The 14257-nt window shown below is 68.4% G+C and carries 10 protein-coding genes; 6 read left to right on the top strand and 4 right to left on the bottom strand.

The annotated features are described in order from the left end of the window. From DIE08_RS16430 to DIE08_RS16420, 3 genes are all read left to right on the top strand, one after another. Positions 1–1029: an HlyD family secretion protein gene (locus tag DIE08_RS16430; RefSeq protein ID WP_124902530.1), complete on the top strand. Its 1029-nt coding sequence runs from the start codon at positions 1–3 to the stop codon at positions 1027–1029. After that, complete coding sequence (locus DIE08_RS16425) at positions 1026–2450, top strand: efflux transporter outer membrane subunit (RefSeq protein ID WP_124902529.1); 1425 nt, start codon at positions 1026–1028, stop codon at positions 2448–2450. Before DIE08_RS16430 ends, DIE08_RS16425 begins: the two co-directional genes overlap by 4 nt. Before the next feature lie 148 nt (positions 2451–2598). Then, positions 2599–3567: a LysR family transcriptional regulator gene (locus tag DIE08_RS16420; protein WP_185715870.1), complete on the top strand. Its 969-nt coding sequence runs from the start codon at positions 2599–2601 to the stop codon at positions 3565–3567. 80 nt (positions 3568–3647) lie between these two features. Here the strand turns inward: DIE08_RS16420 and DIE08_RS16415 are convergent, their stop codons facing one another. From DIE08_RS16415 to DIE08_RS16405, 3 genes are all read right to left on the bottom strand, one after another. Further along, positions 3648–4322: a response regulator transcription factor gene (locus DIE08_RS16415; RefSeq protein ID WP_124902527.1), complete on the bottom strand. Its 675-nt coding sequence runs from the start codon at positions 4320–4322 to the stop codon at positions 3648–3650. Between the two features lie 106 nt (positions 4323–4428). Further along, a complete protein-coding gene (locus DIE08_RS16410; protein ID WP_124627258.1) occupies positions 4429–4800 on the bottom strand; it encodes a response regulator transcription factor in 372 nt (123 codons plus the stop codon). Positions 4801–4903: 103 nt separating this feature from the next. Then, entirely contained in the window at positions 4904–6388 is a 1485-nt protein-coding gene (locus DIE08_RS16405) for a winged helix-turn-helix domain-containing protein (protein WP_185715869.1), read from the bottom strand. A 359-nt stretch (positions 6389–6747) separates the two neighbouring features. Between DIE08_RS16405 and DIE08_RS16400 the strand changes: the two genes are divergently transcribed. Further along, entirely contained in the window at positions 6748–11832 is a 5085-nt protein-coding gene (locus DIE08_RS16400) for an AAA family ATPase (protein ID WP_124902525.1), read from the top strand. Between the two features lie 46 nt (positions 11833–11878). Here DIE08_RS16400 and DIE08_RS16395 read toward each other — a convergent pair whose 3' ends face one another. Continuing rightward, positions 11879–13150, bottom strand: a complete 1272-nt coding sequence (locus DIE08_RS16395; RefSeq protein WP_124902524.1) for an NAD(P)/FAD-dependent oxidoreductase — start codon at positions 13148–13150, stop codon at positions 11879–11881. A 217-nt stretch (positions 13151–13367) separates the two neighbouring features. On the opposite strand from DIE08_RS16395, the gene DIE08_RS16390 reads away from it, so the two are divergent. Together DIE08_RS16390 and DIE08_RS16385 are read left to right on the top strand one after the other, a co-directional pair. Then, positions 13368–13640 (top strand): ubiquitin carboxyl-terminal hydrolase 14, encoded by a 273-nt coding sequence (locus DIE08_RS16390; RefSeq protein WP_059681426.1) that lies wholly within the window; start codon positions 13368–13370, stop codon positions 13638–13640. A gap of 134 nt (positions 13641–13774) precedes the next feature. Then, entirely contained in the window at positions 13775–14257 is a 483-nt protein-coding gene (locus DIE08_RS16385; RefSeq protein ID WP_124902523.1) for a VOC family protein, read from the top strand.

Raw genomic sequence — 14257 nt, 5'->3', positions numbered from 1 at the left:
GTGACCCCGAACTCGCCGGACGTGCCGCCCACCTCCCCCGCGCGCTCGCGCAAGTGGCCGGTCGTATTGATCGCCGGATGCGCGCTGCTGCTCGTCGCGCTGCTGGTCTATGAATTCGACGCGCATGACCGCGGCACCGACGACGCGTACGTGACAAGCCACCTGCACGTGATCTCGCCGCGCGTGGCCGGCACGGTCGAGCGCGTGCTGGTGGACGACAACCGGTTCGTGCATGCGGGCGACCCGCTCGTGCAGCTCGATCCGCGCGATTTCGACGTGCGCGTCGCGCTGCAGCGCGCCCGCGTCGCACAAGCGCACTCCGATGCGAGCCGTGCGAAGGCGCTGGTCGAGCAAGCCGACGCGGCGCTCGTGTCGGCACGCGCGGACGCCGAGAAGGCCGAGCTCGACTACGCACGGGCACGCGAACTGACCCGCGAAACCCCGCGCGGATTGTCGCAGCAGGAATTCGATGCCGCCAACGCGGCGCGCAAGTCCGCCCGCGCGCGCATCGACGCGGCCGAAGCGCAGCAGCGCAGCGCACAGGCCGCGCGGCAGGCCGCCGATGCCGTGTCGAACCAGAACGACGCCGAGTTGCGCGATGCGGAGCTGCAGCGTCAGTACACGACCGTCGTGGCGCCGTCGGACGGCTACGTCGGCAAGAAGACGGTCGAGACCGGCGAGCATGTCGCCCCCGGTCAGGCGCTGCTCACGGTCGTCGAACCGCACCCGTGGGTGGTTGCGAACTTCCGTGAAACCCAGCTTCGCCATGTGCGCACCGGCGACGTCGTGCAGTTGCGCTTCGACGCGCTGCCGGACCGGACCTTCAGCGGACACGTCGACAGCCTGTCGCCCGCGACCGGCGGGCAATTCTCGCTGTTGCCGCCCGACAACGCGACCGGCAACTTCACGAAGGTCACGCAGCGGGTGCCCGTCAAGATCCTGCTGGACGGCCCGGCCTCGACCGAGCCGCGTATTCGGCCCGGCCTGTCGGTCATCGTCTCGCTGCAACGCAGCCGCACGCAGCCATGACCCGCCTCGCCGCCCTGCTCGCCGCCGGCCTGTTGAGCGCATGCACGATCGCGCCGCAGCCGCTCGCTCCCGTCGCGGTCGGCTCCGACCGGTTCCGCCATGCTGACGCGCCTGGCGAACTCGCACCCTCGCTCGTCGAATGGCCCGCATCGTTCGGCGATCCGCCACTCGTCGCGCTCGTCGATGCCGCGCTCGCCGGCAATCAGGACATCCGCGCCGCCGCGGCGCGCGTCGACCAGGCGCAGGCGCTGCTCGGTGTGCGCGAAGCCGCACTGGCGCCGACCGTCAGCGTCGATCCGTCGTTCAGCCGCTCGCGCGTATCCGGCACGGTCGACAACGCATTGCCGAAACGCACGATGCACAACTGGTCGGTGCCGTTCAACGCCAGCTATGAAGTCGATCTGTGGGGGCGCCTGCGTGGCGATGCGGAGATCGGCAGGCAGAACGTGCTGCAGGCCGACGCGGATCGTGCAGCCGTTCGACTACGCGTCGCGACGGATGTCGCGAGCGACTACCTGACGCTCCATTTCGTCGAGCAGGATCTCGCGACGCTCGCCCGCGCGATCGAGCTGCGACGCACCGCGCTCGACGTGATCGCCGCGCGCGTGCGGGCCGGCGCGGCAAGCGATCTCGACGCGCTGCGTGCGGCGGCCGATCTCGATACGGCTCGCGCCGATTTCGCTGACAGCCGGCGGCTGCGCGAAAACCTCGTCGATGCGCTCGCCGTGCTGACGGGTGTGTCGCCGACCGCCTTCACGGTCGCGCCGACGGCGTCCGCCATGCGCGTGCCGGACGTGCCGCCCGGTCTGCCGTCCGCGCTGCTCGCGCAACGCCCGGACGTCTATGCGGCGGCACGCCGCGTCGACGCGGCGTCACTCGAAATCGGCGTCGCGCGCACCGCGTGGCTTCCGACCTTGACGCTGACCGCCCAGGGCGGATTCGCCAGCCGCGACCTCCACACGTTTCTCGATCGCAACAGTTCGCTATGGGGCCTCGGCGCGAGCGTGGCCGAAACGGTGTTCGACGGCGGCAAGCGCGAGGCCGCGGTGGCCGCCGCGACGGCCGGCGCGGCACTCGCCGACGCGAACTATCGCGCCACCGCGCTGGGCGCGTTGCGCGAAGTCCAGGATGCGCTCAACGACATCGCCGCGCAGAAGGAGCGGATCGTGCGCTACGACAGCGCGGCCCGCGCCACCGAAGCAGCGGCGCGGTTGTCGCTGAACCGTTACGGGCACGGCTACGTCAGTTATCTCGAGGTCATCGACGCGGACCGGGACGCACTGACCGCGCAACGCCAGCTGATTCATAGCCGCCAGGCACTCGCCATCGCGACGGTCGATCTCGTGCGCGCGCTGGGCGGCGGATGGGCGCCGCCTGCAGCGAAACCGGCGAACGTCGCGAATCGCGAAGACCGGTTCTGAAAAAACATCAACGCGCCCTCGGCCTCGGTTCAAACGGCCTCACGTATTTTCATATCGCTCTTAAGCTAACCTAACGTTTTTTGCGTTGCCTGGCGCCGGCGTGCCGCATAAATTGGTCATGTCCGAATCCACTGAAGCGAGACGTGTCATGGATCGCCTGAAAACGCTCGAGATACTCAAGACGGTTGCCGAACAAGGCAGCTTCACGAAAGCCGCCGAAGCCCATCGGCTCGGCGTTCCCTGCATCAGCCGCGCGATCCGGTGCCTGGAAACGTCGCTCGGCGTGCTGCTGTTTCACCGTACGACGCGCAAGGTGACGCTGACGCGCGTCGGCCAGGACGTGCTCGAGCAGGCGCGCGCGTTGCTGGAGCAATACGAGCACTTTTCGGATTGCTGTCACGCCAATGCCAGCGAGATGGAAGGCGACATCTCGATCGAGGTGTCGAACCTGTTCGGCGTCGATCGCCTGGTGCCGGTGCTGGCCGATTTCAATCGGCAGCATCCGCTCGTGCGAATCCGGGTCGACTGGGTCGACCACCCGAGCGCGGCCCTGAGCGGCGAAACGGATCTCTCGATCGTCACCGAACGCACGTCGAGCCTGACGTGCATCGAGCGGCGCCTTGGCCGCATCCCGATGGGCCTTTACGCGAGCCCGGTGTATCGAGCCGCGGGTGGGGTAACCGACTCGCCACAGGCGCTCGAACGCATGGATGCGCGCGGCGGCAAACCGGGTAGCGGCTCGGTATGGCCGCTGCGGCACCGACGTACCGGCGCGAGCGCCGAGATACGGCTGGCCGGCGCGATCCGCTCGAACTGCCTCGATGCGCTGATTCTCGCGACAGCCCGCGGCACCGGCTTCGCGGTGCTTCCAGAGCATCTCGCGCGGCCGCTCGAGCGCGACGGCGCACTCGTTCGCCTGTTGCCCGACTGGCAGGTCGGTGACCTCGACGCATCGCTGCTCTATCACTCGCGCCGGAACCTGCCCGCGCGCATCAGAACGCTCGCCGAACATCTCGTCGCCGCGTTCGACGACAACCCCGATGCCGGGCCGGCAGCGCGACACGACGCGCACGCTGTCACGCACACTGCGGATGCCGACAGCGAAGTGGCCGCATGAATGCCGTCGTCCGCATCGTCCCGGCCCGGCGCACCGCGTCGAAGCCGGCGCCGTTGCGTCGAACGATCCAGCGCTCCCGCTCAGTCGCGCACGCCAGCCGGGCCCACGCCCAGCGCCTCGGCTTGCCGCACGAGATCCGGCAGCGTGCGGACCTGCATCTTCTTCATGACCTGGGCCCGATGCACCTTCACCGTGATTTCCTGCAGGCCGAGATTCGCTGCGATCTGCTTGTTCATCAGGCCAGCGACCACCAGGCTCATCACTTCGCGTTCGCGTGGCGTCAACGACGCATAGGCCGCGCGCACCGCGTCCAGCGCACGGTCGCGCGCGAGGCGTTCGCCATCGCGGGCCAGTGCGTGGCCGACGGCATCGAGCATCGCATCGTCGTCGAACGGCTTCGTCAGGAAGTCGAGCGCGCCGCCTTTCATCGCCTTTACCGTCGTGGCCACGTCGCCGTAACCCGTCATGAACAGGATCGGCACGTTCAGGCCCGCTCGCACCGCTTCCTCCTGAAGGGCCAGCCCGCTCTCGTCGGCAAGACGCACGTCGAGGATCAGGCAACTCGGCACGGCAGGCCGCTCGAACGCGAGAAACGCCCGCGACGACGCGAACGTCTCGACACGCCATCCCGCCGAACGCAACAGCGAGCTCAACGCGCGCCGCAGCGTTTCGTCGTCGTCGACCACATAGACGATCGGGGCGGAGTCGCCCCCGCCCCGGTTGCCGATCGACGTCATATCCGGCGTGCTCGCCATTGCATTCCCTGTGTAGGCATCCGCTTCATTATCGAATGATAAACTAAGAAAAGGCCGACCGGAACCGCCGCGCCGCCTGCGGCGCGGCCGGTCGACGGGCCACCGCTCACGCAGGCGGCGCGCCGGATGCGATGTGATCGATCAGGTTGAGCATATCGTCCGATGGAAACGGCTTGCGCAAGAACGCGACCGCGCCTTGCGCAAGCGCGCGACGGACCGACTCGTCGTCGCCGTGCGCCGACATGAAGATGACCGGAAGCGTCGCCTTGCGCTGGACCAGCAGACGCTGGACGTCGAGACCGCTCATCCCCTTCATCTTCAGATCGACCAGCACGCAAACCACGTCGTCCAGCGGGCCGGCCGCGAGGAATTCCTCGCCCGACGCGAACGGCAATGCGGTATGGCCAGCCGATTTCAGCAGGCTGGCAAGACTCTTACGGACCGACGCATCGTCATCGATGATGCAAACAATGGCCATGAAATGAGAACCTGAAAATTTTGTCAATCCAGAACATCGCCATGCAGCTTACGCCGCGTCGGACGGCGTTACCGCTGCGCGCCACGCGCGCACAACCCGTGTGTCACGCCCACGACCGTGCCGCCAGCAGCGGTTGCACGGACGTCGCCTGCGCCGGCGGCAGCGTCTCCGCGCGCGCCTCGCCGACGAAGGACGCACACCGCGCATGCAGGCGACCGGCTTCGCCCGACTCCGCCAGCTTCTCGAGCGCATACGCGCGCACGACCTCGAGCAGCGAATAATGCTTCGAGAGTCCGACCGAATGGACGACCAGCAGCGATTTCGATGCAAGGCTGACCAGGCAGTCGAGCACGCGGGCGGCGCCCAGTTCGTCGCAGGCGGCCAGCGCGCACGCCGCATCGAGCCGGAACGCATCCGGAAATACCGCGAGGCGGCACAGCACGGTGCGCTCCGCATCGTCGAGCAGCCGATAGCTCCATTCGATGGTGGCCCTGAGGTTCTGCTGGCGCGGATGCGCCGTACGCAGACCGCCTGACAACGACAGGACAGACTTGTCGAGATCGGCTGCCAGCCCCTGGATCCCGAGCAACGCGACGCGGGCCGCGCCGAGCTCGAGCGCGAGCGGCAGGCCGCTCAGGCGGCGGCAGATGGTCGCGATCGCGTCCAGCGTCTTCGCATCCGCGGGGATGTCGGTGCCCATCGCGCGCGCCCGGGCCAGAAACATGCGCACCGCACCGCACGCGACGATCTCGCCGTCGTTCGCGCCGGCCGGCGGCACGGGCAGCGGCCCGACGCGATAAACGCGCTCGCCGGCGACACGCAGCGGTTCGCGGCTGGTCACGACGAGTATCGTGCCGGCATTCGCCTCCGCGATCGCTTCGCAGAGGTCCGCCAGTTCGTCGACGTGCTGCTCGGCGTTATCGAGCACCAGCATGACGCGCTGCGCGGCGATCGCGCGCACGACGTCGGCCGGCCCGGCGGCCGGGCCGAGCGGCAGGTCGAGCGCGTCCAGCACCGCGGACTCCAGCGTCGCGCCGCCCTGCCAGCCGGCAAGATCGATCCGGACCATCTCGATGCCGCGCACTGCCGACCAGGCCGTCGCCACCTCCAGCGCGAGATGCGTCTTGCCGACGCCGCCGGGGCCGACCAGCGTCACGAGCGCCTCGCGCTCGAGCAGCGCGTGCAGTTCGGCCGCTTCCTGCTCGCGGCCGATCAGCGGACATTTGCGCGGCGCGGTGCCCGCGCGGGCGCCGCGCGCCGGCTCGACCCGGTCCGGCTGACGGTCCGCATAGGCCAGGTCGGCCGGCGGCGCGAGCCGATAGCCGCGGCCCGATTCGGTTCGTATCCACCCGTGCTTGCCGCCGAACAGCTTGCGCAGCGTCGAGACGTGCACCTGGATGTTGTTCTCGACCACGATCGTGTTCGGCCACACCGCTTGCATGATCTCGTCCTTCGACACGAGCCTGCCGGCCGCCTTCACCAGCAGCTCGAGAATCTCGAATGCCCGGGCGCCGATATACCGGGGCTGCCCGTCGACGCAGACTTCGCGGCACTCAAGGGAAACCGTCACCCGCCCGAACGTGTACATGATCCGCACTCGCTTATGCTGCTCCGCACCTTGCGCCGCCTCGCGAGGCGACACCCCCTGTTCGGCCCGCCGGACACGCATCGATGCGTGTCGGGAGGCTTGAACCTATCGTATGGCGTGGCAGGCGCGCCGGCCATTATCTATAGGTTTAGTCGGGTACCGGCCGGCTCGGTCGTCGGGAATGGTGCGCGGGGGGGTCCTGCAGAGTTCGTCGGGCTGATGGACAATGCACGGGCCGCCGCCCGAACGTGCGCAATCCAGCCCGGCCGATTTCGTATGACGCGCCGGTTACACCCTGCTCCACCGAACCTGCCCCTACCGTGAACCAACCCTTGCGCGCCCCGGACGACACGAAGCGAATGGATGCCGACTGGCTGGCGCGCGCCCGCCTGTCGAATGCCGTCCGATCGGGCGACGTGCTGTGGTTCGACCTGACCGACGCAGCAACGGGCCAGGTGTGGTCCGCGTGCCAGACCGGGTGGGAATCCGACCAGCGCTGCCGGCAATTCGAGCACGAATACGCATTGAACGAAGCGCTGGAGCCGGCGTGGGCGCTCATGCCGGTTGCGCTGATCCGCGCCGCGGACGGCCCGGTGCTCGTCTATCCCCGCCCGGACGTGCGCGGCTTCGACACGCTGGCGGACGGGCGGCTGCCGCTCGACGTCTTTCTCGACGCGGCGATCCAGGCCGCGCGCACGCTCGGGGAGCTTCATCGGCGCGGCTGGCTGCATGGCGATCTGCAACCGGCCAGTTTCGTCATCGCACCGGACGGCACGGTGATGCTCCGCTCGTTCGCCCATGCGTGGGACCGTCGGACGGAACGCGCCGTGGCGAGTACGATGCGCACCGATTTCGCGGCCTACGCGGCGCCCGAAGTCTCCGACGGCTCATGCGTCGACGAGCGTTCCGACCTGTACGCGTTCGGCATCACGCTGTTCCGACTGCTGACGGGCGCGATGCCTTACAAGGCCACGTCGACGTCCGAATGGGTCCACGCGCATGTCGCCATGCAGCCGGCGACGGCCACCACCTTTCGCGACGACCTGCCTGCCGTCCTGAGCGACCTGATCCTGAAACTGATCGCCAAGGAGCCCGCCGATCGCTACCCGTCCTGCGAAACGGTGCAGCACGATCTCGAACGTATCCGGCGCGACTGGCTGGCCGCAGGCCGCGTCGAGCCGTTCGCGCTCGGCGGCAGCGATCCGCTCGCCGGCTTGCGCGCGCCCGATCAGCTGGTCGGCCGCGAAGCCGAATCCCGCCGGCTCGAGGCGGTGCTGGCGGCCGTATCGCGAACCGGCGAAACGGCCATTGTCCTGATCGACGGGCCGGCCGGCGTCGGCAAGACCGCACTGGCGGAGGACTTCATGCGCCATGCGCGAGCGGCGCGGCGCACGGCCTGGTGCACGTCGGCGAAGGTCGATCAATTCCAGCCCGCACGGCCCTACGCGCCCGTGCTGCAGGCATTGCGCGCGCTGTTCGGCAGCGCGCTGGCCAGGCCCGACGACGAAATCGCGGCGATCGCCGCGCGGCTGCGCGACTGTGTGGGCCGTCAGGCAAGCCTGCTGTCCGGCATCCTCCCGGAGATTGCGTGGCTGCTCGATGTCGAGCCCGTCGCGTTCGACCATACCGATGCGATTCCGGAATTTCATCTGTGCCAGATCGTCGTGAATGCCTTCCGTGCGTTCGCGGCGCCGGCCGAACCGCTGGTCATGGCGCTGGACGACATCCAGTGGGCAGACGACGCGACGCTCGCGTTTCTTGCGTCGATCGCGGTCGATCCGCCGGCCAATTTCTGCATCGTGGCCGGTTATCGAAGCGGGCCGCAACACGATCACACACCGGCGTTCCGCCGCTTCCTGCAACAGCTCGACCCCGTCCGCCTGTCGGCCTTGACGCTGGCGCCGCTCGACGCACCCGACGTCACGCACATGCTGGCCGGCATGCTCGGGGAGGCGCCGGCCCGGCTGTCGGGGCTCGGCGACATCGTTCACCGCAGGACGGGCGGCAATCCGTTCCACATCCAGCACCTGCTGCGCACGCTGATCGACGAGCAGCTCCTCGGCTACGACCCGATGCAGCAAACGTGGCAGTGGCGTTCGTCGGACATCGACGCGCACCACCCGACCGAGAACGTCGTGAGCCTGCTCGCGATCCGGATGCAGCGGCTGCCGCCTGAATCGAGAACGCTGCTGTCGCTGCTGGCCTATATCGGCACCGATGCCGACGACGCGCTGTTGTGCGCCGCCGCCGGCAAGACGTGGGCCGAACTCCGTTTCTGGCTGGACCCCGCGCGCCAGGCGGGCCTCGTGTCGCTCTCCGGCAACCGCTGGCGCTTCGTTCACGACCGCATCCTCGAAGCCGTCCACGCACTTGCCGGGCGCGCGGAGCGCGCGCAGTCCCACGCCCGGATCGCCGCCGCGATGCTCGGCCGCGCGAACGCGCGGTCGACCGAATCCCTGCTGGAACTCGCCACCCAGATCGAGCAGGCGAAAACCGCGCCGCTCGACAGCGTGCTCGCGCTCGCTTTCGCGGATGCCCTGGTCGCCGCCGCCGAGGCGGCGGCCCCGGCCGCCGCGCGCGATCGCGCGCTGTCGTTTCTCGCGTCCGCGCAAGCGCTGCTCGGTCCTCATGCGTGGTCGCAGCACTACGGTCTCGCAAGCCGGATCGGCATCCTGCGCAGCGGCCTGCTGCTCGCGATCGGCGAAACCGCGCAGGCATCCGACGCGATCGACGAGCTCATGGCGCGTACGCGCACGCCGGCCGATCGTGCCGAGGCGCACCGGCTGAAGGCCGCGCAACTCACGGTGGAGTCGCGCTACCGGCAGGCCGTCGACGTCGCGCTGGCCGGGCTGGCGCTGCTCGGCGTGGAACTGCCGCCCGAGCCGGCCGAAGCCGATCTCGCGGCAGCCTGCGACGCCGTGCGGGAAGCCCTCGACGGCCGTGCCATCCGCGACCTCGTCGACCTGCCCGTGATGACCGATACGCGCGTCGAAGCCACGATGGCGCTGCTGACCGCACTCGAAGCCGCAATGTTCTATCCGAGCGGCGGGCTGATGTTGCTGCATTTCGCGACGATGGTCCGGCTGACCCTGCGCCACGGCATCACCGCCGCGTCGGTGCAGGGGCTTGCGTGGTACGGCGTCAGCATCGTCGGGCATCACGACGCGTATGAAGACGGCTTCGAATTCGCGAAGGTCGCGCTCGCACTGGTCGATCGCCACGGCTTCGAGCGCTACCGCTCCGCGACGCTGATCGCGCTCGACCAGGTGAGCGTCTGGACCCAGCCGCTGTCCTACGCACTCGAACGCGCACGCGATGCGAAAGCGGCGGGCAATGCGAGCGCCGAGCTGCGCTGGATGTGCTACAGCTGCAACCATATCGTCAGCGATCTGCTCTCGATGGGCGAAGCACTGCCGGCGATCCGCGACGAGATCGATCCGCTGCTGCAGATCGCACGCGGCGCGCGTTACGACGACATCGTCGATCTCGTGTCCACCCAGTCCGAATTCATCGACGCGCTGCAGCTCGGCTACCACCGGCCGATCGGCTCCTGGCGTGCCCGGCCGTCGACGAAGACACCGATGTCGGTCCTGCAGTTCTGGACCGACGTGCTCGCCGGCCAGGCGGCCTTCATTTTCGGCGATGCGGACGCGGCGCGTGCGTCGCTCGAGGCAGCCGCTTCGAGCGCGTGGTCGACGCCCGCGCACATCATGCTGTCCGACTTCCACCTGTTCGGCGTACTGGCCGGCATCGCGAGCGACCGCGGCGCCACGCCGCCCGAGCGGCTGCTCGAACGCCATGCGCCGCAACGCGCCCGCTTCGCCGCGTGGAGCGAACGCAATCCGGCGACGTTCCGCAACAAGCTCGCGCTGATCGACGCCGAATTCGCGCGCGTGCGCGGCGACCATATCGTCGCGATGCAGCAGTACGAGGCGTCGGCCAGCGTCGCGGCGGAACACGGTTTCGTGCACGAACAGGCGCTCGCGCACGAACTGGCCGCGCATCACGCCACGTCGCTCGGGCTCGCCGGCCCCGCGCGCCACCAATTGCGGCTCGCCCATGCGTGCTACCGGCGCTGGGGCGCGACCGGCAAGGCGCAGGCGATGGAAGCGCAGCATCCGTTCCTCGTGATGGACCCGTCGCCGGGCGGCCCTGCCCTGCCCGCGCGCGAAGATCTCGATTTCGCGCTCGCGATGCGCGCGGCCCATTCGCTATCCGAAGAAATCGTGCTGGAGCGCCTGATCCAGACACTGATGCGCAACATGATCGTGTACGCCGGCGCACGCTATGGCCTGCTGCTGCTCGCCCGGCACGACCGGCTGACGATCGAGGCGACCGCGCGCGTCGTCGGCAGCGACGTGATCGTCGATATTGCCCGCGGCGAACCGACCGAGCAGGATGTCCCGCTGTCGATCCTGAACACCGTCGCCCGGACCCGCAAGCCGGTCGTGCTCGCGAACGCGCAGCGCGAAGGCATGCCCGACCACGCCGACAGCCTGCGCGCGCATCCGACGCGCTCGCTGTTCTGCCTGCCGCTGTTGAAGCAGGGTGCGCTGATCGGCGTGCTGTATCTCGAGAATGCGTTGACCAACGGCGTGTTTTCGCCGCGACGCATCGCGATGCTGGAAGTGCTCGCGCCGCAAGCGGCCAATGCGCTCGAATCCGCCCGGCTCTATGCGGAACTGATCGACGAGAACGCGCGCCGGCTCGAGACCGAGGCCGCGCTGCGGCATGCGCGGACCGAGCTCGCGCGCACCGCGCACATGACGGTGATGGGCGAGCTGGCCGCATCGATCGCGCACGAGATCAATCAGCCGCTGACGAGCATCGTGTCGAGCGTCGGCGCGTGCATGCGCTGGCTGCGCGGCACGCAGCCCGATCTCGGCGAAGCGCTCGCGAGCCTCGAGGACATTCGTGCATCCGGCGTGCGGGCGGCCGACATCGTCCGCGCGCTGCGATCGCTCGCACGCCAGGCACCGCCCGCGCTGGCGCCGCTCGCGATCGACGACCTGATTCGCGACATGCTGCACCTCACCGCGACCGAAATCGACGCGAAGCAGGTCGCGCTGTGCGTCGACCTGCATTGCAACGACATCCGCGTGATGGCGGATCGCACCCAGATCCAGCAGGTGATCCTGAACCTGGTCACCAACGCGCTCGACGCGATGGACGGACTGGCCACAACGTGCGAACTCGAGATCGCGTCGCACGTCGGCGACGGTTACGCGGTCGTCTCCGTCGCCGACCGCGGCGCCGGTATCGATGCCGAGATCGCGAACCGGATCTTCGATCCGTTCTTCACGACGAAATCGCACGGCATGGGAATGGGCCTCGCGATCTGCCGATCGATCGTCGAAGCGCATGGCGGCACGCTCGAAGCCGCGCCGCGCGACGGGAACGGCACCGTACTGACGTTCCGGCTGCCGGTTTCAACGACGCGCTGACGCAGGGGCCGAGCACGCGGCGGAACCGGCGCCGCGCGGCTCGGGCTCAAGTGCCACTCGGCCGATGCGCGTCTTCGCCGAGGAACCGGTGCACGAACGTCACGGCCATCGCCCCTTCGCCGACCGCCGACGCCACCCGCTTGACCGAACCCGAGCGCACATCGCCCGCCGCGAACGAACCGGGCACACTCGTTTCCAGATAATAAGGCCGGCGTTCGAGCGGCCACACGCGCTCGAATGCCGGGCAGTCGTACAGGTCGCTGCCGGTCACCAGATAGCCGCCCGGATTGCGGATGATGTTCGTATCCCGGGCCCATTCGGTGTTCGGTGCACCGCCGATGCAGACGAACAGGTGCGTCGCCGGCAGCACTTCGCTCGCACCGTCTTCCGAACGAATCACGATCGCTTCGAGGCGGCCGTCGCCGTGCAGCGCGTCGACGGTCGAGCCGTACCGCACCGTCACGTTCGGCATGCGCTCGATCCGGTCGATCAGGTAGCGCGACAGCGTCGCCGCCAGCGACGCGCCCCTGACGATCATCGTGACTTCGCGCGCGTGCCGCGCGAAGTTCATCGCGGCCTGCCCCGCCGAATTGCCGCCGCCGACGATGAACACGTGCTTGCCTTCGCACATCGGCGCTTCGCTCGACCCCGCGCCGTAGAACAGCCCGGCGTTGAGAAACTTCTGTTCGTCGGGCAGGCCGAGACTGCGGTATTCGATCCCGGTCGCGCAGATGTTCGAGCGCGCGGTCAGGATCGAGCCATCGGCCAGGTCGACGCGAATTTTTCCGTCGACGAACGTCGCGTGCACGCCCTCGCGCATCATCAGCAGTTCGACGCCGAACTTCACCGCCTGCTGGCGCGCGCGCTCGGCCAGCTCGGCGCCCGGAATGCCCTCCGGGAACCCCATGTAATTCTCGATCAGCGAACTCGTGCCCGCCTGCCCGCCGATCGCATCGCGTTCGATCACGACGGCCCGCAGCCCTTCCGACGCCGCGTAGACGGCCGCCGACAGGCCAGCCGGACCGGCGCCGTAAATCGATACGTCGTACTCGATGAAACGCGGCCGGGTGACCCAGCCGAGCTTGGCGGCTATCTCCGGCAGCGTCGGCTGGAAGATGCACGAGCCGTCCGGAAAAATGACGGCCGGCAACCGGATGTCGCGCAGCGGCGCGATGCCCAGTTCGCGCACGCAATCGGTGTCGGACGTCAACTCGCACCATTCGTACTCGACCACGCCGCGCTTCAGGAAGTCGCGGATTGCGTAGGCCTCCTTGCTGTTCGGCAAGCCGATTACCTTGACATGCTGCGACTGAGTCATAAGCGCCTCCCGAAGATCGCCATGTCGGATCCCGGCCGGATGTCGCACCGGCCGCACTCGTGACTGTACGTCCTCCCTGCCCTCCGGCCGACACGCTTAACAAGAATTAAGGTCCGCTCGCGACGCGACCGTCCACAATGAACCGTATCCAACCCCGCTCGCAGCTTCGCGCCGGCCGCGCCGCGAGCGATCTCCGGCGCCGGCATTGGAGCGGAAGATGGCCACGACCTGCACCCATCTCGGTGAAGCACGCATCCTGACCACCGACAAGGACTACTGCGAGGAATGCGTGAAGTCGGGCAGCGGGTGGGTGCATTTGCGCCTGTGCCTGACTTGCGGGCACGTCGGCTGTTGCGACTCGTCGCCGAATCGCCACGCCAGCCGGCATTTCCACGAAACGACTCACCCACTGGCGCGTTCGATCGAACCCGGCGAGCGCTGGGTCTGGTGCTATGCCGACGACGTCATGGCCGGCGAGATCGCGTCGTAGCGCACCGTGCACCGGCATCCGGCACCGTTTCTGGCCTAGGGTTAACACGGTTCGATTGCGGCTTCTTCTCACCGCTTTTTTCGACTAGTATTTATCGAACGATAACTTATCTATCGATAAACAAGAGGTTCGCCATGCCAGTATCCCGACTCGCGCACTACTCGATCCGCACGCTCGATCTCGAGAAATCGTGCCGCTTCTACGAACGTGTGCTCGGCTTCAAACGCGGCTATCGCCCGCCGTTCGACTTTCCCGGCGCATGGCTCTACAAGGGCGGCGACGAAGCCGATTTCGGCACGGTCCACATCATCGGCGTCGATCCGGCGAACCCCGACGGACTCGCGGCCTATCTCGGCGACAAGGATCTTCCCGCAACGGGCACCGGAACCGTCGACCACATCGCGTTCCTCGCGACCGGCGTCGAGGCGATGTGGGACACGCTGCGTGCCGAAAACGTCGCGTGGCGCGACCGCACGGTGCCGGGCCTCGGGCTGCACCAGGTCTTCATCGAGGATCCGTCCGGCGTGACGATCGAGCTCAACTTCCCTGCCGCCGAAGTCGCGGGCCTGACACTTCCCGCCGCCGCTGCATCGGCCGGCAACTCCCGTGGAGACTGA

The organism is Burkholderia sp. Bp9004, from assembly GCF_003858025.1.
Classification (GTDB): Bacteria; Pseudomonadota; Gammaproteobacteria; order Burkholderiales; family Burkholderiaceae; genus Burkholderia; species Burkholderia diffusa.
Note: the sequence above shows the minus strand (reverse complement) of the source record. Positions and strands in the feature narration are given on the sequence as shown.